General features: G+C 70.0%; 13 protein-coding genes. 3 read left to right on the top strand and 10 right to left on the bottom strand.

Features of this window, described 5'->3' with window-relative positions; all coding sequences use genetic code 11:
* The first annotated feature begins 69 nt into the window (after positions 1-69).
* The 3 genes from H504_RS0106170 to H504_RS0106160 all read left to right on the top strand — a co-directional run bounded on the left by H504_RS0106170 (position 70) and on the right by H504_RS0106160 (position 4,588).
* Entirely contained in the window at positions 70-1,938 is a 1,869-nt protein-coding gene (locus H504_RS0106170; protein WP_026422068.1) for a PP2C family protein-serine/threonine phosphatase, read from the top strand.
* Complete coding sequence (locus H504_RS0106165; RefSeq protein WP_026422067.1) at positions 1,917-2,333, top strand: response regulator; 417 nt, start codon at positions 1,917-1,919, stop codon at positions 2,331-2,333. Before H504_RS0106170 ends, H504_RS0106165 begins: the two co-directional genes overlap by 22 nt.
* Before the next feature lie 1,487 nt (positions 2,334-3,820).
* Positions 3,821-4,588 (top strand): alpha/beta fold hydrolase, encoded by a 768-nt coding sequence (locus tag H504_RS0106160; protein WP_035303408.1) that lies wholly within the window; start codon positions 3,821-3,823, stop codon positions 4,586-4,588.
* On the opposite strand, the gene H504_RS38445 is transcribed toward H504_RS0106160, so the two are convergent.
* From H504_RS38445 to H504_RS38440, 10 genes are all read right to left on the bottom strand, one after another.
* Positions 4,585-5,442 carry an HtaA domain-containing protein gene (locus H504_RS38445; protein ID WP_026422065.1) on the bottom strand — a complete coding sequence of 286 codons (858 nt, stop codon included), beginning with the start codon at positions 5,440-5,442 and terminating at the stop codon, positions 4,585-4,587. The two genes, H504_RS0106160 and H504_RS38445, sit on opposite strands and share 4 nt — an antisense overlap.
* Entirely contained in the window at positions 5,439-6,494 is a 1,056-nt protein-coding gene (locus tag H504_RS0106150) for an RAD23 family protein (protein WP_035303374.1), read from the bottom strand. The genes H504_RS38445 and H504_RS0106150 overlap by 4 nt, the downstream gene beginning before the upstream one ends.
* Positions 6,482-7,270, bottom strand: a complete 789-nt coding sequence (locus H504_RS33555; RefSeq protein ID WP_035303373.1) for a heme ABC transporter ATP-binding protein — start codon at positions 7,268-7,270, stop codon at positions 6,482-6,484. The genes H504_RS0106150 and H504_RS33555 overlap by 13 nt, the downstream gene beginning before the upstream one ends.
* Positions 7,267-8,271, bottom strand: a complete 1,005-nt coding sequence (locus tag H504_RS0106140) for a FecCD family ABC transporter permease (protein WP_051385543.1) — start codon at positions 8,269-8,271, stop codon at positions 7,267-7,269. The genes H504_RS33555 and H504_RS0106140 overlap by 4 nt, the downstream gene beginning before the upstream one ends.
* Positions 8,268-9,329 (bottom strand): heme/hemin ABC transporter substrate-binding protein, encoded by a 1,062-nt coding sequence (locus H504_RS0106135; protein WP_035303372.1) that lies wholly within the window; start codon positions 9,327-9,329, stop codon positions 8,268-8,270. The genes H504_RS0106140 and H504_RS0106135 overlap by 4 nt, the downstream gene beginning before the upstream one ends.
* Entirely contained in the window at positions 9,329-10,312 is a 984-nt protein-coding gene (locus H504_RS0106130; RefSeq protein ID WP_026422061.1) for a WxL protein peptidoglycan domain-containing protein, read from the bottom strand. The genes H504_RS0106135 and H504_RS0106130 overlap by 1 nt, the downstream gene beginning before the upstream one ends.
* A 64-nt stretch (positions 10,313-10,376) precedes the next feature.
* Positions 10,377-11,711 (bottom strand): hypothetical protein, encoded by a 1,335-nt coding sequence (locus H504_RS0106125; RefSeq protein ID WP_026422060.1) that lies wholly within the window; start codon positions 11,709-11,711, stop codon positions 10,377-10,379.
* Between the two features lie 159 nt (positions 11,712-11,870).
* Positions 11,871-12,518 carry a biliverdin-producing heme oxygenase gene (locus H504_RS0106120; RefSeq protein WP_026422059.1) on the bottom strand — a complete coding sequence of 216 codons (648 nt, stop codon included), beginning with the start codon at positions 12,516-12,518 and terminating at the stop codon, positions 11,871-11,873.
* A gap of 104 nt (positions 12,519-12,622) precedes the next feature.
* Complete coding sequence (locus tag H504_RS0106115) at positions 12,623-13,645, bottom strand: alpha/beta hydrolase (RefSeq protein WP_026422058.1); 1,023 nt, start codon at positions 13,643-13,645, stop codon at positions 12,623-12,625.
* A gap of 31 nt (positions 13,646-13,676) precedes the next feature.
* Positions 13,677-17,360, bottom strand: a complete 3,684-nt coding sequence (locus H504_RS38440) for a hypothetical protein (RefSeq protein WP_051385542.1) — start codon at positions 17,358-17,360, stop codon at positions 13,677-13,679.
* Between the last annotated feature and the right edge of the window lie 193 nt (positions 17,361-17,553).

Below are 17,553 nucleotides of genomic sequence, written 5' to 3'. Positions count from 1 at the left end.
AACGGTCCACCGGTCATAGAGTTGAGGTCAGCGCGCACTCCGCCGCGCGGTGGACGACAGAGTGGACCAGTGCACCCGAACCGAGACAACCGCTGGCCGGACCGACTGCACTCGTTGTGGCGGTCGGCGTTCGCGGCCGTCAACACCCGGCAGTTCGCGGACGAGCTGTACACGGGTCTGCTGGCGTTGCCGGGCGTGCACGGCATCCTCGGGGTCCGGTACACGGCGGCAGGCGCGGCGCAGGTCACCCGATGGGCTGATGCGGGTGGGCTGCGGACCGGCCCGGCCGGTCTGTCCGACGAGGTGTCCGGTCTGCCCGCCGCGTTCCCGCTGGGCGAGCTCGCCCACCGGCCGGTGACCGACCTGCCCGGGATCGCCACCCGGATCGCCGCGTGCGGCGCGGACGGGCTGCTGGTAACCGCGTTCGAGGTGTCGGACGGCGGGCTCGGACTGCTCGGACTCGCCACCGCGGGCCCGCCCGACGACGCGGTCCTGGTGGCGTTGACGCAGGCCAAGGAGGTGGTGGACGCGGCGGAGCGGCGCATCGGCGAGCAGCGGGAGATGGAGGACCAGCAGGCCGTCGACGCGCTGCTGGCCGAGGCGTCGCTGCGGATGGACGCCTCGCTGGACATCGCCGACACGCTGCGGGCGGTGTTGCGGCTGGTGGTGCCCGCGCTGGCCGACGGCGCCGCGATCCACATCCAGCGGGACGGGCGGATGGTGCCGATCGCCGCCGCCCACGTCAACGCGCAGCGGGAGGAGCTGCTGGTCAAGCACCTGGGCCACGTGACCGGTGACCCGGTGGCGACCGACGAGCCGCACCCGTCCGGCCTGCCCGCCGAGGTCGGCCTGGACACGATGACGACCGGGGTGTTGCGGGCGCGCGGCCGGGACGTGGGCCTGCTGACGTTCTTCGACCGCCGCGACTCGGGCAGGCAGAACTCGACGAAGTTCCTGCGCGACCTGGCCGGGCGCGCGGCGCTGGCGATCGACAACGCGACCCTCTACGAGCAGCGCCGCGCAGACGTCTTGTCGCTGCAGCAACACCTGTTGCCCGCCGTGCTGCCAACCGTGCCCGGTTTGGAGTTGGCTGCCGGGTACAACGCGGCCGACCACACGTTGGAGGTGGGCGGCGACTTCTACGGCGTTGTCGACCGGCCGGGCGGCGAGGTGGTCGCGCTGGTCGGCGACGTGTGCGGTCGTGGCGCGCAGGCCGCCGCGCTGACCGGGCTGGCCCGGCACACGTTGGAGACGGTACTGGCCGAGGGCGGTTCACCCCGGCACGCGCTGGGCATGTTGAACCAGAAGATGCTGGACAACCGGATCTCCCGGTTCCTGACGATCGCCACGGCCACCCTGACCGCGGGTGAGGGGGTGCTGGAGTTGGAGGCCCTCTCCGCCGGTCACCCGCCGCCGCTGGTGGTGCGCCGGGACGGGGCGGTCGAGGAGGCGGGCTGCACCGGTCGGCTGCTCGGTGTGCTGGCCGACCTGCGGCTGCGCGGCTGGCGCGACCGGTTGCGCCCCGGTGACCTGGTGATCCTGTTCTCCGACGGCCTGATCGAGGCCCGCGACGCGGCGGGCGGGTTCTTCGGTGACGTGGAACTCGCCCGCAGCCTGCGCGAGTTGCGGTCGCTGCCGCTGCCGTCGCTGGTGGACGGCCTGATCTCCGGCTCCGACCGCTACCACGTCAACGACGACGTGGCCGTGCTCGCGATCCGCTACCTGGGCCCGCCGCTGTTCGACCAGGTGCTGCCCGCCGCCGACGTGGCCGACGCGGTCACCGCCGCGCTGCGCGACCTCAACCCGGCGTTGCGCGCAGGCCAACTGCTCGTCACCGGCCCCACCCGGGTCACCATCACCGGCGACTCGACGTGGGCGCGGCTCGGGCTGCACCCGGATCCGAACGGAGGCTCGGTGTGGACCGATCTGACGGCCTGAACCGCCTCGTCCTCGTGGTCGAGGACAGCGAGGTGGACCGCGAGGCCATCGACCGCGCCCTGTCCCGGTCGCACCCCGAGCTGACCTTGGAGTTCCTCGCCGACGGCAACACCGTGCTGGACCGCCTCCGCGGCGGCGCCCGCCCGGCCCTGATGTTCCTCGACCTGTCCATGCCCGGCACGGACGGTTACGCCGTCTTGTCCGCCGTCCGCGCCGACCCGGACTTCGCGTCGCTGACCATCATCGTCCTCACGTCGTCGACCACCTCCGCCGACATCGACCGCTGCTACGCGGCGGGCGCGGACAGCTACATCTACAAACCGGTCAACTTCGCGCTGTTCCGCACGGTGCTGCAGGGCGCCGTGGACTACTGGTACTCACAGCCAAACCACTGATCACGGGCAGGAACGAGCCAGACGACGGGCTCAGGCTGACGCCGAGTTGTCCACATCCTGCTCAGCAGCCCACAGCTCACCAGCCCCACCCCTGTCGATCTCGCCATCCCGGTAGACTGGCCTCGGGGACGCCCCCCGGGAAGGGTGGGGGCCGCCCGGGGTGTGGGTGGGGTTCCCGTCGAAGTGGGTGTGTGCTGGTTGGGGTGGGGATTTCGGGTGGGTGTGGTGGCGTGGTGTGCGGGGCTTGGGTGGTTGCGGTGGGGCGGAGTGCGCTGATGGCGAGGTCGCGCGGGGTGGCTGTGGTGCGGGGTGTGGCGGTGCGGACGCGGGAGTGGTCTTCGCGGTAGGTGAGGTCGCGGACCCAGTGTGGTCGGTTCTCGACGGGGCCAGGTGGCAGCACGGCGATCCGGGTGGGGTGGGGAGGTCGGTCGGACCGGTCCGGGTTGTGGGTCTCGTGTTTGTCGGTTCGTTCGCGGGTGACGCGGCAGGCATGTGCCGCGTCGGGGAAGTCGATGTTCTCGGGTGCCGGGGAGGATTCCGCGGGGTGCGGGTGCTCGGTGTGGCTGTGTCCGGTGTCGTGGCTGGAACGGGTCTCGGCGCGGGACCGTTCCAGACCGTGGGGCGGGGCGGGCGGGCGGTGGAGTTTGTTTCCTCACGGTGAACGCGTGCTGCCCGCCGAGGACGTGGCGTGTTCCCGGGTGGTGTGCGGGACTGGGTCGAGGACCGGGGCGAACCGGGTGATCTCGCCGCCGCCCCCAGGGGCGAGAGTCGTCGGCTGATCACGATGCCGGTGTCACGGGTGATCCCGACCATCAGGTGCACCCGCGGGCGAAGGATTCGCCGTCCAGGACGACCGCGATGAGCCGTCCCCGTGGGCTCGCACCGGTCCAGGATCCAGGCACTGACCACGGTGTCGAGCAGACCCCCGCCCACCAGCCCCGGCGCAACGCGACACACCCGGCCGCGGATCCCACCGCACCCTCACCGCGGGGCGCCGGCGACCCAGTCCCGGATCACCGTGATCGAACGAGCCTCGACGGCAACAGCGACCGCCGCCGCCGAGGCCGGCGAGTGCCACACACCCCGCGCGTCCCGCAGACCGGTAATCCGACCGAAACAATCACGCAGGTCAGAATCGCGCCGAACAGACACCGAACCCAACGCGACAGCGATCGGGGAAGACGAGGTGACGGGCTCAGACTCACCTGACGCCGCCGGTCGACCGAGATCCCCGATCCGGACTCCACCCGCAACGACGTGACCACCCCCGCGCTGTGATCCCCCGGCGTCGCGTCGCCGGGAACCTCGACGGTCAACAGAACCGACGCCGAGTTATCCACATCCCGCCCAGCAGCCCACAGCTCACCAACCCCACCCCCGTCGATCTCGCCATCCCGGTAGACTGGCCTCGGGGACGCCCCCCGGGAAGGGTGGGGGCCGCCCGGGGCCAGGAGGCCGCGCCGGGAACGGGGGAAGTCGTGCAGGGCATGGCCAAGGCAGGTGATGGCGTCCGGGTCGCCTACCAGGTGGCGGGTGGCGGGCCTGCGTTGATCTTGTTGGCCGGGCAGGCGAACAGCCACCACTGGTGGGACGGGGTCCGTGAGGACTTCGAGGCGACCCGCACCACGATCACGATCGACTACCGGGGTACCGGCGACAGCGACAAGCCCCGGGACGCCTACAGCACCGAGATCTTCGCCGGTGACGTCGTCGCCGTGTTGGACGACCTGGGGGTCGATCGGGCCGATGTGTACGGGACGTCCATGGGCGGCCGGGTGGCCCAGTGGTTGGCCGCTCGGCACGCCGACCGGGTGGATGCTCTGGTGCTGGGATGCACGTCGCCGGGTGGGGCGCATGGGTTCGAGCGTGGGGCGGACGTGCGGAAAGCGTTGGGGCAACTGGATCAGCGCGCGGCCAGGCGGGCTCTGCTGGAACTGATGTACACGCCCGGGTGGCTGGCCAACCACCCCGGCCCATACCAGACGCTTGGCGATCCGCGCATGCCGCCGTTTGCTCGTAAGGGGCATCTGTTGGCCAGCGACCGGCATGACGCGTGGGCGGTGCTGCCGGACATCACCGCGCGGACGTTGGTGCTGCACGGCGGTAACGACCGGTTCAACCCGACAGCGAACGCGGAGTTGGTGGCTGGACGGATTCCGGGGGCGGTGGCGCACATCATCCCCGGGACCCGGCACGCCTACTTCGAGGAGTTCCGGGCTGTCGCGGGTCCGCTCGTAGTGGAATTCCTTGGCTAGTCGGGGCGGGGGCGGTACGCGGCAAGAACCAACGACAGGCCCGTCAGCAACAGGACCACGCCGGCCCACAGACCGTGTTCGGCGTCGACTCCGGTGGCTGCGAGAGCTTCCCCAGTAGTCGTAGGGGAAGTTGTGGGTCGGTAGCGAGCCGTGGGGACCAGGTTTTCCGCAGTGGCGGCGGGCGCAGGGGTGGCCGTAGGCGGCGGTTTCGGTGTGCTGGCGCAGTCGGCGGCGAGGGTAAGAGTCACCGGGTCTAACGGGGCGCCTGCCTGATAGAAGCCCGCGAAGGCCTCTGCGCTGGTGAGCGTGCCGGGAACATCGGACCACATCAGCAGACCGTTCACGGGAGACGCGGCGGGCGCGGCGAGGTGCGCCAGGTCGACGTTGGGCAGGTTGCTCGATGGGGACGGCGAGCCTGGAGAGGCTTTGAGTTCGACGTCAGCGTGCAGGGTGGCGCTACCGCCGCCGGTTGTCACCGAGGGGTTGGACAGCAACAGCGTGAAGAAGTGCGCGGGGTAAGAGAACGTCACCGTGCCCTTGTAGTGGACGGTGAACTGTGACGGGCTGGTGTATTCCGCCGAGCCGAAGGTGAACCGGTAGGCCCCGGTGGGCACGCTGTTGTGCAGAGCCTCATCGATGGTGGTGATGGTCGCGCCGTTGGTGGCGGTGATGGAGTTTCCGGAGCCGCTGCCAACGTACTGGCGGAACGACTTCTTGAAACCCCACAAGAGATCGCCGTGCTGAGCGGTGGCCGTGGTCAGGTCACACCCGGGGGCGACAGCCGGGGTCGTTGTTGTTGTGGGACCTTGTGCGGCGGCAAGGAAAATGAGCCCGGCGACGACGGGGATGCTCACGCCTCAACCTTCTTTCGCTTGCGCAGTACAAAAACCAGAGCGAGCGCTACGACCACGCCCACTACGACGATCCACCACGGGAAGCTGGACTCTTCGTGCACGGCCTGTGCGACGGGGGCGGCCGTAGGCGTCGCGGCCGGGGACACGGTCACGGCCACCGTCCCCACCGCGCCGGACTTGGTGCCGGTGAACTCCAATGTGTGCGCACCGGCAGGCACATCGGCCGGGAGCTTGGCCGTGTACGCGACCGCCCCGGCGGCGTCCGCGTGCGCGGGAGCAAGGAACAACGGGTCCGAGTGCAGGACGACGTTGATCTGCTCGTCCGCCGCGAACCCGGAACCGTTCACCGACACCGATCCCCCGGCCGCGACCGCGCTCGCCGCAGCGGTCAGCGCCGCCGCTCGCGCGGGGATCGGAGCGCCGGTGGGCACCGCGCTGGGGGGATCGCCGGGAGCAGTAGTCGCAGGGGCGGTGTTCGCGGAGGTAGTGGCCGCGGGGGCGGTGTTCTTGGCGGGTGCGGCGAAGCGGACCGGGGTGAAGGTCTCGTTGGTCGGGCTGACCACGCCGTGCGCGCCGATGGTGATGATCCCGCAGGTCACCTTGGTGCAGTCGACCTCGGAGGCGTTGCCGGTGCGGTCCACCGCTTTGAACCGGGCGCCCGGGACCACCAGCCGGGTGCTCCAGGTGCCGTCCGCCGTCACGACTCCCCCGTTGGCGCTGGCCTCCGTGTCACCGCCCGGGAACGACACGAACCGCTGATATCCGTTGTTGTCCTTGGCCTCGCTGTCTTGCACGTACCGGTATGTGGTTCCCGCCGCGCCGCCCTCGCTCGGCTGCCAGTTGCCTGAGTCGACCCAGCCGAACAGCACGTAGATGCCGCCGTGCCCCTTGGGGACGGATTGGAACCCGGTCCCGCGCAGGTCAACCGGTGTCGCGTAGTCGGGGTCGGCCGTGGATACCGACACGGTGACCCGTCCGACGGCGTTGGCCGTACCTGGCCAGATGACACCTACGACAAGGGCGACCGCGATAACCCTTGCTACGACTGACATCCATCCTCCTCTCGAGACCGCACGGGCAGCACCAGGGGAAGCCCGGTGCGCGGATGCGGAAACACTTCAACGGGATGCCGGTACACGGCACTAAGAAGCTCGGCGGTGCACACCTCGGCCGGTGGCCCTACCGCGACCACCTTGCCGCCATCGAGTACGGCGACCCTGTCCGCGTGCGCTGCGGCCAACCCCAGATCGTGCAGGACTACGAGCACGCCCCCACCACCACGAGCGTGCCGATGCGCCAACGACAACACGAGTTCCTGGTGTCGAACGTCTAAGGCCGCCGTGGGCTCGTCCAACAACAACACCGGTGTGCGCTGGGCCAACACCCGCGCCAACGCCACCCGCGCCTGCTCACCACCCGACAGCGTCGGATACGCGCGCGCGGACAGGTGCTCGACCCCGGTGTCCCGCAGCGCGGCCGCGATCACCGAGTCATCGTCGTCCTCCTCCGCCATCCCCCGCCACGGCGCCCGCCCCATCTCGACCACGGACAGCACGTCGAACGGGAACGAGACCGGATTGTGTTGTGTCAACACAGCTCGCCGCCGCGCGGCATTGACGGCCCCCCACTCGCCCACTCCCCTGCCGTCCAACAGCACCTGTCCGCCCGCCAATGGCAGATCCCCAGCCAGGGCCGCCAGCAACGTCGACTTCCCCGCCCCGTTCGGGCCGACGAGCACCAGCACCTCGCCCGCCCGCAGCTCCAGGGACACGTCGTCGACCAGCAGCGCGCCACCAAGTCGGACGCTGACCCCAGCAGCGGTGATCACAGCCACCCACCTCCCCGCGTCCGGGTCCGGCGCAGCAGCCAGAAGAAGAACGGCCCGCCGATCAAGGCCGTCACCATCCCGATCGGCAGGTCCGCGTACGAGACAACGGTCCGCGCCACCAGGTCGGCCGCCGCGAGCAGCACCGCCCCGCCAAGCAGGCTGGCGGGCACGAGAACCCGGTGCCCCGGCCCGACCACCATCCGCACCAGGTGCGGCACGACCAAGCCGACGAACGAGATGATCCCCGCGTACGACACCGCCGCCGACACCCCGACCGCCACCGCGCACACGACAACGAGCCTCAGCCGCTCGACGTCCACCCCGAGGTGCCGGGCCTGCCGATCGCCCAACGCCAGCAGGTCCAGTCGTCGGGCCACCGCCAGTGACACCACGACCGTGACCACCACGAGCGGTGCCACCACCCACACGTACGACCAGCGCGCCCCGGCGACCGACCCCAACTGCCAGAACACGATCTGCTCGCGTGCCGCCTGGTCGCCGACGAACATCAGCAGCGCGACCGCCGCCCCCGCGACGGCGTTGACCGCCACCCCGGTGAGGATCATCGATGTCGTCCCGCCGGACCGGGACAACGCGTACACGGCCAAGGTGGTCAGCAGCCCGGCGACGAACGCCGTTCCCGGAGCGGTGAACGCACCCAGGAACGTCCACCCGAACACAATGGACAGGCACGCCCCGACCGCCGCCCCCGACGACACGCCCACGATCCCCGGCTCGGCGAGCGGGTTGCCGAACGTGCCCTGCATCAGCGCCCCGCACACCCCCAGCACGGCGCCCACCAGCAACGACATCACCACGCGCGGGAACCGGACCGCCCACAGCGCCCCCGAGGCGTACGGGTCGGACAGCGGCTTGCCCACCAGGGCCCGCACCACGTCCGACACCGGCAGCCCGTATTGCCCGGCCCCCGCCGACATCAGCGACACCACGACGAGACCTGCGGCGAGCACGGCGAACAGCACCACGACCCGCCGGTTCACGGCGCGTACAACGCTCTGGCGAGCCCGTCGAGCACGGCCGCCGTCTGCGGCCCGAACCCGAGGACCACCGAGTCCGCCATGTCGACGAACCGGCGGTGTTGCCCGGCCGGGGTCTGCGCCACCCCGGGCACCTTCAGCGCGCCGTCCACGCCGCCGACCGACGCGAGCCCGTCGGTCATCATCAGGATGACGTCGGGTTTGGCCTTGGCCAGCGCCTCCGGGTTGATCGGCCGCATCCCGTCGAGCCCGGCCTCGGTGGCGACGTCGACCGCGCCCAGCGCCTGGATCAGCGAGTCCGCCCCGGACCCCTTGCCGAACAGGTAGTAGACCCCCGCCTGGCCGCGCATGTACAGGAACACCACTCGGGGCTTGCGGTCTTGCTCAGCGGGCGCGAGTCGGCTGATCTGGGCGACCGTGTCGGCGATATCGGTCTCCAGACGGTTCGCCAGTTGCTCGCCGGCGGTGATCACACCCAGGGCAGCGGCCACCGCGCGCACGATCGGCCCGTTGGTCGCCAGGCCACGGGTGGAATCGATGATCACGACCGGCACGCCCGCGTCCCGCAGTTGCAGTACGACGTCCCACGGCCCCAGCGTCGTGTCCGTGAGCACCACGGTGGGGCGCAACCGCAGGATCGCCTCGGCGTTCAACTGATGCCCGTTGACCGTCACCAACGGCAACTGCCGCGCGGCCGGGAAGCCCGTCGAGATGTCCCGCCCGACAACCCGATTACCCAACCCGAGCCCGAACACCGTCGCCGCAAGAGTGCCGGACACGTCCAACGCCAAGATCCGGCTGACGTCGGTAACCGTCACTCTTGTCCCCTGGTTGTCGGTGACGGTGACAGGCAGTTGAGGCGTAGGGCTACCAACAGGAACGATGTCGTTGTGCGCCACCAGCGCCGTCGTCGGCCCCTGCACCGACCGGGGGTCCGCGACCGGCGACACCGACGACAACGGCGGCCGCTCCCCCGCCTGCGCGGGTCCCAGCCCGGCGCGACCGGGCGGAGTCGAGCACCCGGCGAGCACCAGCAAGACGACCAGCACCACCGCGCGCATCAGGCCTCCTTCTCGCGCAACGCCGCCGCCACGGCCGCCTCGATCCGCTTCTTCTCCCCCACGACCCGTGCCTTCCCCCGCGCGCGCAACGCCAACACCAGGCACACAAAAAGCAACAGGCAGACCGCGCCCGACCACGGGATCGCCACCGTCGCCGCCGACACGCTCACCGGCTCGACCTGCGCACCCCCCGGCACGGCCGCCGAAACCGTGACCGAAGCCGACAGCCGCCCCGCGGGCACCGACCCGATCGTGACCTTGCGCGCGATGCTCTCCCCCGGCAACAACTCGGGCAGCGGGTCGACGACCGCGTCCGCCCCGAACCAGCCGAACGGTCCTTCCAGGTGGATGCCGTGTGTCGCCGTCAACCTGGTGTTGCCGGTGTTGACCACCGTGTAGCTGACACTGGTCGAGCCCTTCCCGACCGGGTTCGCCGTGCCGTCGTAGTTCACCGACAGCCCGCGGATCTCCACCGACGGCGTCAACGTCCCCGCCACCCGCAGGTGCATCCGCGCCCCCAGCCGCCGGTCGACCGAGATCCCCGACCCGGACTCCACCCGCAACGACGTGACCACCCCCGCGCTGTGATCCCCCGGCGTCGCGTCGCCGGGAACCTCGACGGTGAACGGAACCGACACCGTCTGTCCACTCGGGACAGTTACCGTGGTCGCGTCGAAGCGCACCCAGGCGCCCGCCCCGGTCGACGGCTCACCGGCGGGCCGGAGGTCGAGCTGCCCGGACGCGGTCGTGAACGCGTCCGCCGCGTACACCGCGAAGGTCAACGCGCGCTGTTCGTGGTTGCTCACCAGCAGCGCGTCGGTCAACTCGGCACCGGGCGCGACGGAGTAAGCGAAGTTGGGTCGGTTCGCGCCGAGCGACGAGTCCGCGGGCCGCACACCCCAAGTGACGTTCTGCGCCGCGGCCAACCCAGGACCAGCCAGGACGAGTAACACCGCGACAATCGCGGTAAGAAGGCGTTTCATGGTGGGGAATCCAGTTCGGGGAGGGTTGTGGGCGCCGCTGGAGACGGCGCCCACAACCGGGGGGCTAGCTCAGGGCGGTCAAGGTCAAGGTGGCGTCGTAGGTCCCCGAACCCACGCTCGCCGGGACCTTGAGCCGCAGGTCCGCGCCCAGCAGCACCGAACCGGACGCGTGCTCCAGTGGAGCGCTACCGAGGGTCGCGGGCTGCTTCAAGCCGGGACCGCCGTCGAATCCGTTGGCAACACTGACACCCGCGACCGCGCCGCCGGTGTTCTCGGTGGCCTTGGGCGTCCAGCCGAGGTACTTGCCGTCGAACGAGGTGCCGTTCGCGGCGAAGTCGCTGACCTGCGCCGACACCGACCAGGCAGGCTTGCCCGCGCGGGTGTCGGTCACCCGGACCGGGTTGATCGTCCCGGTGGCGAGGTAGTGGTCACCGGCGAGCTGGGCGGTACCCAGGTCGACCAGGCCGTTGGTGCCGTCGATGGTCCAGACGAACTCGCCCGGCTGGACCTTCTCCGGCACCGTCACCCGGACTTCCTGCTGGTTGGCCGACGGCTGTGGCTGGCCCGGGTCCGGGGTGGTGGACACGGTGTAACCGATGTCGAACGGGAGCGGCGGCTTGTAGTCCTGGGTGCCGCCGCAGCCGGTCGAGTAGAAGTGCGGCCGGATCGACGACGGGACCTTGGTGACGAACGCGGGCGCCCACGACCCCCACCAGCCGGTACCGGTGGTGCAGCTCCGCGTCTGCGCGGTGCCGTCCGGCACGTCGACCTGCACGCCCTGGTAGTCCGGGGTGACCCGGAACCCGGTGGCGCTAAGACCGCTGAGCGAGCCGGCGTCATAGCCGACCAGGGTGAGCCGACCGAAGTCCTGCGCCGGGGTCGGGTTGCCCGCCATGTCGATGCCCGCGCCGAGGCCGTACTCGACCGAGAGCGAACCGGAGCCGTCGGCGGCCACGGTCACCACCGGGTTCTTGTAGATCTCGTTGGGCGCGTTGAACTGCGCCGGGTAGGCGTTGACGGTGTAGCTGCCGGTGAAGGTCAGTTGACCGGCGCCGGTGGCCGGGTCGACGGTGCCGGTGCCCTTGGTGAACTTCACCGCGTTCGCGGTCTTCTGCGGCGACGACACCGGCATCGAGGTGGCAGGCATCGGGCCGACCGCGTACTCGGTCTGCGTCCCGCCGGACACCGAGCCGGTGAGCAGGGCGGCGTTGCCGGTGAGGTCCTTGAAGTTCCACGGACCGAAGACGCCGACCTGCGCGTACCCGCTCAGGCCCCACACGAACGTCGCGTCGGTGACCGTCTTGGTGGCGGCGGACGCCTGCGTGGCGCCCAGGACGGTGGCGGCGAGCGCGGCCGCCGCTCCCACGGCGAGCGCCCTGGCCGCGTGTGGTCCAGCCATGTGTTTCCTCCTGCGTCAGACCGGTCTTTAATTAGGCAAGCCTAACCTAATTAGCGAGCCCGGCCATTGGCAAGAGCGACCATCGACACACTGTCCACAGAGGATTACCCGGGCAGCGCGAAACAGGGGTTCACCGCTGAACCCCTTGTCCCGACTGGATTATCGGCAGTACACAGTGGTCAGATCGTCGAACACGGCGCGGTTGAGCCGGAAGGCGACGTTCGCCTCGCCAATCAGGGCCTCACGCTCACCATCGCGCCACGGCGCCCCGTCGAGCAGCGACCGGTAGTGGTCGCGGAACGGCTTGGCCTTGGGGATCAGGTCGAAGACGTAGAACCGCACCCCGTCGTCGTCGAGCCCGTACACCTCGCGCATCCGCCGCCGGATGACCTGCCCGCCGGAAAGGTCGCCCAGGTAACGGGTGTAGTGGTGTGCGACGAACGCGCCCCGGTCGCTGAAGCAGACCTCTTTGAGGCGGTCCACATAGGACAGCGTGGCAGGCAGCGGCGTGACCGCGTCCCGCCAGTTCGGGCCGCTCAGGTAGGCCAGGTCGCGGGCGAGCGAGTCGCGCCGGAGCAGCCCGTCGATGACGAACTCGCCGATCACCGGGTCGCCCCGCCACGACTCGCCCGCGTCCTCCAGGACCTCGTAGAACAGGTAGGTCTGGCCGAGCAGCCCGGCGTACGCCGCGCGCCCGAGCCTGCCGTCGAGCAGCGCCTCGACGAACACCGACCGCTCGGCCCGCTCGTGCTCGTCCCGCGTCGCCATCCGCAGCCGGGTCGCGAACCCCTCGTCCAGCACAGCCATCGTCCACCATTTCGCTAAGGGTTGCCTAACCTAACCCTAAGCGGAACAGTTGGTTGAAACCAGTACGAGTTTCCGGACTGATCGGCTACCGCACGTGATGGCCGCTACCGGGCAAGCCTGTGCGACAGCCACTCCAGCGCCAACGGGTACCGGTAGTCGATGCCCCCGTGGCCCGCGTCGAACAGCTCGAAGTGGACCCGCTCATCCGGCAACCCCGCCGCCGCGAGCTCCCGCCGGAACGCCTCCGCCCCCAGGTCGAGGAACCATTCATCCCGCGTCCCCGCGTCCAGCCACACCGCCTCCAGGGACCTGAGCGTCTCGGCGTGCTTCGGCGCCATCCGCACCGGGTCCAGGTCCAGCCACCGCTGCCACACCTCCGGCCGCACCGCCCCCGTCACCGGGTCGAACGGCAACTCCGGCGTGCCCTTCTCGTCCGCCGAGAAACACGCCGCGACCCCGAGGATCATCAGCAGGGTTTCGTCCTCCGGTTTGGTGAACGCGATCCGCCCCTGGAACTCCTCCCACCACCGGAAGAGGTCGCCGTCGTACTTGCGCAGCATCCTCGCCGCGTCCCCGAAATCCTTGATGTAGCAGAGCTCGTAGAGGCTGTCCCCCGCGTGCGACGCCAACGCCCCGAACAGGTCCGGCCGCAACATCGGCGTGATCATCGCCCCGTACCCACCCGACGACTTCCCACTGACCGCCCGCGACTCCCGCCGCTCGAACGTCCGGTAGTGCGCGTCCACCCACGGCACCACCTCGTCACACAGGTACGAGTGGTACGCACCGGTGCCGGTGGAGTCCACAAACTGCGACCCCCCGAACTTCGTCCACGCGTCCACGAAAACCACCACACACCCCGGCGCCCCACCCGCGAAAACAGCATCCGCCGTCTCAATGAACGGCCTCCGGAACGGCATCCGGTTCCCCCACATGGCGAGGTGCCCGGTGTACCCCTGCAACACGTAGACCGCCGGATACCGCTCGTCAGACCCGTCGTAGCCAGGCGGCGTGTAGACCCACAGCGGTCGTTCGCGCGGATCGCCCAGGTGATTGTCCCGCAACAGCACAGAGTCAATGGTGTGCCGGTTGAGCGTGCCGGCCAGTTCCGAGTCCCAGGGAAGCATGCGGCCAGTCAACACACGGCCCTGGAGCCGGTCAACCCACCCGCGCCGACTCGTCGACCACGGCCAACGCCGCCGGAATCGAGACGTGGCACAGGTTCTCGGTTGCGGCGATCCACGGCGCGGTCTGCAGACCCAACGCCGCCAGCCTCGCCGCCCGTGCCGGATCAGCCACCCCACGAGCCAGCTTGAGCAACGCCTGTCCAGAGCGGTCATCCCGCCTCGCCGACCGAATCAAGTCGAAGGCGTCCTCATACCTGCCCACCAGACCAAGCCGTCTCGCTGCCGCTTCCGCCAACCGGCCGTCGGCCATGAATGCGGTCGCCAGCCCCCACACTGCACCGGCCTGCTCAGCGTGGTCGGGCATCGACCGCATGACTCGCCGGGCGTCGTCGAGGAACCCCGCGTTCGCGAGACACATGGCCAACATGGCCTGCGCCGCTCCCGGTTCCAGGGTCTCCGAGCGGACACGGCGTTCGGCCCCGGCCAGCAGGCGCCTGGCGTGATCGTGTTCCCCGAGCTTGGCCGGCACCGCCGCCACGGCGACCAGACCCGTGGACCACCCGGACCCGTCGTGACCGTGTTCCGCCAGGTCAACCGCGGTCCGGGCCAGGTCTTCACGGCTGGCGGCAACGGCTGCCTCGGCGACCAAGACCAACGCGTCCAACTGGTACGAGCCGACGATCGACTCCTCGGCCACCCACATGGCCTCGTCGAGCTGTCCCGTGCGAGCCAATCCCTCGACCAGTGCGATCAGTGATCGACCGCGCAGGAATCCGTCGCCGATGGCAACAGCCGCCTCGCGTGCCCTGGAGGAGCGCTCGAACTCCAGGTGCGCTTGGGCCACACCCGCCAGAGCGGCATCCGACCCGGTCACGTCCGCCAAGTCCTCAGCGTGGTCCACCAAGGCGAACGCCTCCCCGCGCCTGCCGGCCAGGTACAGCGTCTTCGCGATCTCCGCCACCGCCATGCTCTCGACCTGTGGCTGGCCGAACGAGTCAACGACGGCCCACCCGAGGTCGAGCAGCCCCACTCCGGCCAACTCACGCACCACGGGTACCAATGCGTGGTCACGGTGGTAGCCACTCACGGACAACCGGGCGGTTCGCTCGGCTTCGTCGAGCAGGGCGGTTGCCTGATCGCGATCCTCGACCAGCAGGGCCGCCAAGGACACCAGGTGCCGACTGCGATCCCCCACCCAACCGACCGACCTGACCGCCTCAATCGCCCGGTCGGTCTGTCCCACTCGTACCAACTCTGCGACGACCGCCGCCATCACGTCCTTCTGGCGGTGGGGGTCGATCGACAACGCGGTGCTGACAGCTTCGTCGAATCGCCCGATGGCGGCCAGGATCGACGCCCTCGCCCCGACCACCCGGCCCTCGTCGATGCTCTCCATGGCCGCGAGCACGGCCAGCGCTCGATCCACCTGACCACCGACCGCCAACGCGCAAGCGACCTCCTCCATCATCAGCAGCCTGTCATCAAGATCGTCCCTGGAGTTCGCGATCCGCAGCGCGCGGTCGTGCTGCCCGTCCTCGATCAAGGCACTGACCAGGGCGAACAACGAGTCATCGAGGGAACCGGCCTGGCTGGCCAACTCATCCAGCAGGCGGCGGGCGACATCGGGTTCGCCCGCGTTGGTCGACGCCTTCGCCACCGCCAAGAGCGCGTAACACAGTGAGCGGGGTTGGTGGATCGACCGTGCCACGTGCTCAGCCCGGTCACGGTGACCGCACTCGGCCAGTACCCGCGCCACCGACATCAGCGTCTCATCCCGCGCCAACGGCTCCGTGATCACGCAGGCTGCCGCCATCGCGTCCTCCAGCAACTCCGGCCGGTGCGGAGCTACCCGTGCCAGCGCATTGGCCCGCCACACCGGTATCTCCAGTGACTGGGCGATCTCCACCGCACGTGAGACCTGACCCGCCGCCACCGCCATGTCGACCACGCCCCACAACGCGGCCTCGTCGGGATCGGGTGTCGACCGGGCGAGTTCCACCGCTCGGTCGACTTGACCGGCGGTGGCCAGGGTTCGGGCCACCGCGGACACCTTGTTCCCGCCGCTCCACTGTTGAGCCTCCACAATGTACTCATCGATCAGTTCATCCGACAGGGCAGCGGCTTTGGCCAACTCGGGCAGCAAGGCGACCAGGGCCCACACACGCGCACGGTCGTCGGAGATCGAGCGGGCCAGGGCGATGCCCCGCCTCGGGTTGCCCAACCGCGCCCAGAGGGCGGGGAGTTCCACCGGGATGTGGGCGTTGCGGTCGACGAGGTGGTCGCGGTGGACGGCCAGTCGGCTGATCGTGACCAGATCGGGAGGATCAAGAGCGACGTGGGCGTCGATCGTGGCCACGATCTGGGCCAGGCAAACGTGGTCGCCGGAGGTCGATTCGAGCATGCGCTCACGGCGGGACTTGTCAAGGCACAGGGTCGTGGCGCGGGCCAGGTCGCCTGCCGAGAGGAGGGTGGTGTGGTAAGCGCGGAGAAGGTAGTCCGGGGTGTCGACAGGCCATCCGGCGGCGAGGTACCCGTCGGCCCAGCCGTGGAGGCGATCGCGGTAGGTGTCCAGGTGGCGGCCGAGCATGTCGGTGGCTGTGCGGTGGAGTTCTTCGTGTGCCAGGAGGTAGGCGTCGTCGCGGCGGGTGAAGCTGCGGCCGGTCACCGTGTTGAGGTGGTCTTGGACTTCCCAGGTGCTGGAGTCGGTGAGGACGGCGAGGTCGTCGGCGGTCAGGCCGCCGCCTGCGGCAACGAGGAGGCCAAGCAGGTCCCGCTGCAGGGGCGAGCCGTGCACGAGATGTCGGAGGTCACGCTCCATCTCCACGCGCAGGGCGTTCGCGCGCGGAGACACCGACAGCTCCCGGACGATCGACCGATCACGTAAGGGGTGGTCCGGCGGAACATCAGCGGGGACGGGCGGGTCAGGGCGTCCGGCGACAACAACCCGCAGACCGTCGATCGGATGCGCGGGCAGCAGTGCGGCGATGCTGTGCGAGTCCGGTGCGGTGGTGATCCCGCGGTCTTCGTCGAGCCCATCGACAACGAGGGCCAAGACCTCCCCGCGTTTCCGACATCGCGCGGCAGCATCGGTCAGCAACCCGAGGAGGTGCGATTCCCGGGTCGCGGCCGACAGGAGTTGCGGCGGTTGCTCCCCCGACAACGCGAACAACTGCTCCAGCACGTTGTCCACGAACGCCACCCGGTCCGCCTGGCCGGCCAACCGCGCGGTGACGAAGAACGCCACCACCCGCACTCCCGGCGGCGGGTTCAACACGAACCACGACATCAGCGCCGACTTCCCCGCCCACGCAGGCGCCCGCCACCACTGGTACCACTCGTCACCAGCGCAGAAGGCCGCCAGGTCGGACAACTCCGTCTCACGGCCGAGAAGTTCCGGCGGAGCGATGCGGGCGACTTGGTGGAGATAGCGGGTCCGAATCGGCGGATGCGAGTTGGTTTCGAATCGGCTCAGGTCGCGTTCCAGGCTCCCGTGCCGCTTCCGCCACCAACCGAGGTCTTCACCTCGCCCGCAGGCTTCGACGACTGCCCGTACCCGATCCCACGGCGGCACCCGGGTGAACCGCCCCGCCAGCAGGTCTCCCAAGGTCGACCCGGGCACCCCGCTCGCCTTGGCGAGATCCCGCAAGCTCGGACTTCCCGCTGAGCGGACCAGTTCACGCAGGTCGGTGGCGAAGGAGTCGATCAGGCCGCGCACTACCGTCCCCCCTGACCGGACTTGACCGGAGTCCCAGGCAGGAATCTAGCGCTGACCAGCGCACGCACTCGTGCCGACCGGGTTCGACCGGGAATCGGCCACCCGAACGGCGCAGCGGGGAACCCTGGCGGCACCCAACCAGGAGGTAGCGATGAAAGAGCGTCACCCCGTCCGCCGCGCTGTGATCGCGGGT

This window comes from Actinokineospora inagensis DSM 44258, assembly GCF_000482865.1.
In the GTDB taxonomy this organism is placed as follows: Bacteria; Actinomycetota; Actinomycetes; order Mycobacteriales; family Pseudonocardiaceae; genus Actinokineospora; species Actinokineospora inagensis.
This window is presented reverse-complemented; position numbering and strand designations above follow the sequence as displayed.

Excerpts from the sequence above, each read along its gene's own strand:
- H504_RS0106160 (WP_035303408.1), top strand. The coding sequence starts at position 3,821 with ATGGCCAAGGCAGGTGATGGCGTCCGGGTCGCCTACCAGGTGGCGGGT.
- H504_RS0106120 (WP_026422059.1), bottom strand. The coding sequence starts at position 12,518 with ATGGCTGTGCTGGACGAGGGGTTCGCGACCCGGCTGCGGATGGCGACG.
- H504_RS0106125 (WP_026422060.1), bottom strand. The coding sequence starts at position 11,711 with ATGGCTGGACCACACGCGGCCAGGGCGCTCGCCGTGGGAGCGGCGGCC.
- H504_RS0106150 (WP_035303374.1), bottom strand. The coding sequence starts at position 6,494 with ATGTCAGTCGTAGCAAGGGTTATCGCGGTCGCCCTTGTCGTAGGTGTC.
- H504_RS0106135 (WP_035303372.1), bottom strand. The coding sequence starts at position 9,329 with ATGCGCGCGGTGGTGCTGGTCGTCTTGCTGGTGCTCGCCGGGTGCTCG.
- H504_RS0106115 (WP_026422058.1), bottom strand. The coding sequence starts at position 13,645 with ATGCTTCCCTGGGACTCGGAACTGGCCGGCACGCTCAACCGGCACACC.
- H504_RS0106130 (WP_026422061.1), bottom strand. The coding sequence starts at position 10,312 with ATGAAACGCCTTCTTACCGCGATTGTCGCGGTGTTACTCGTCCTGGCT.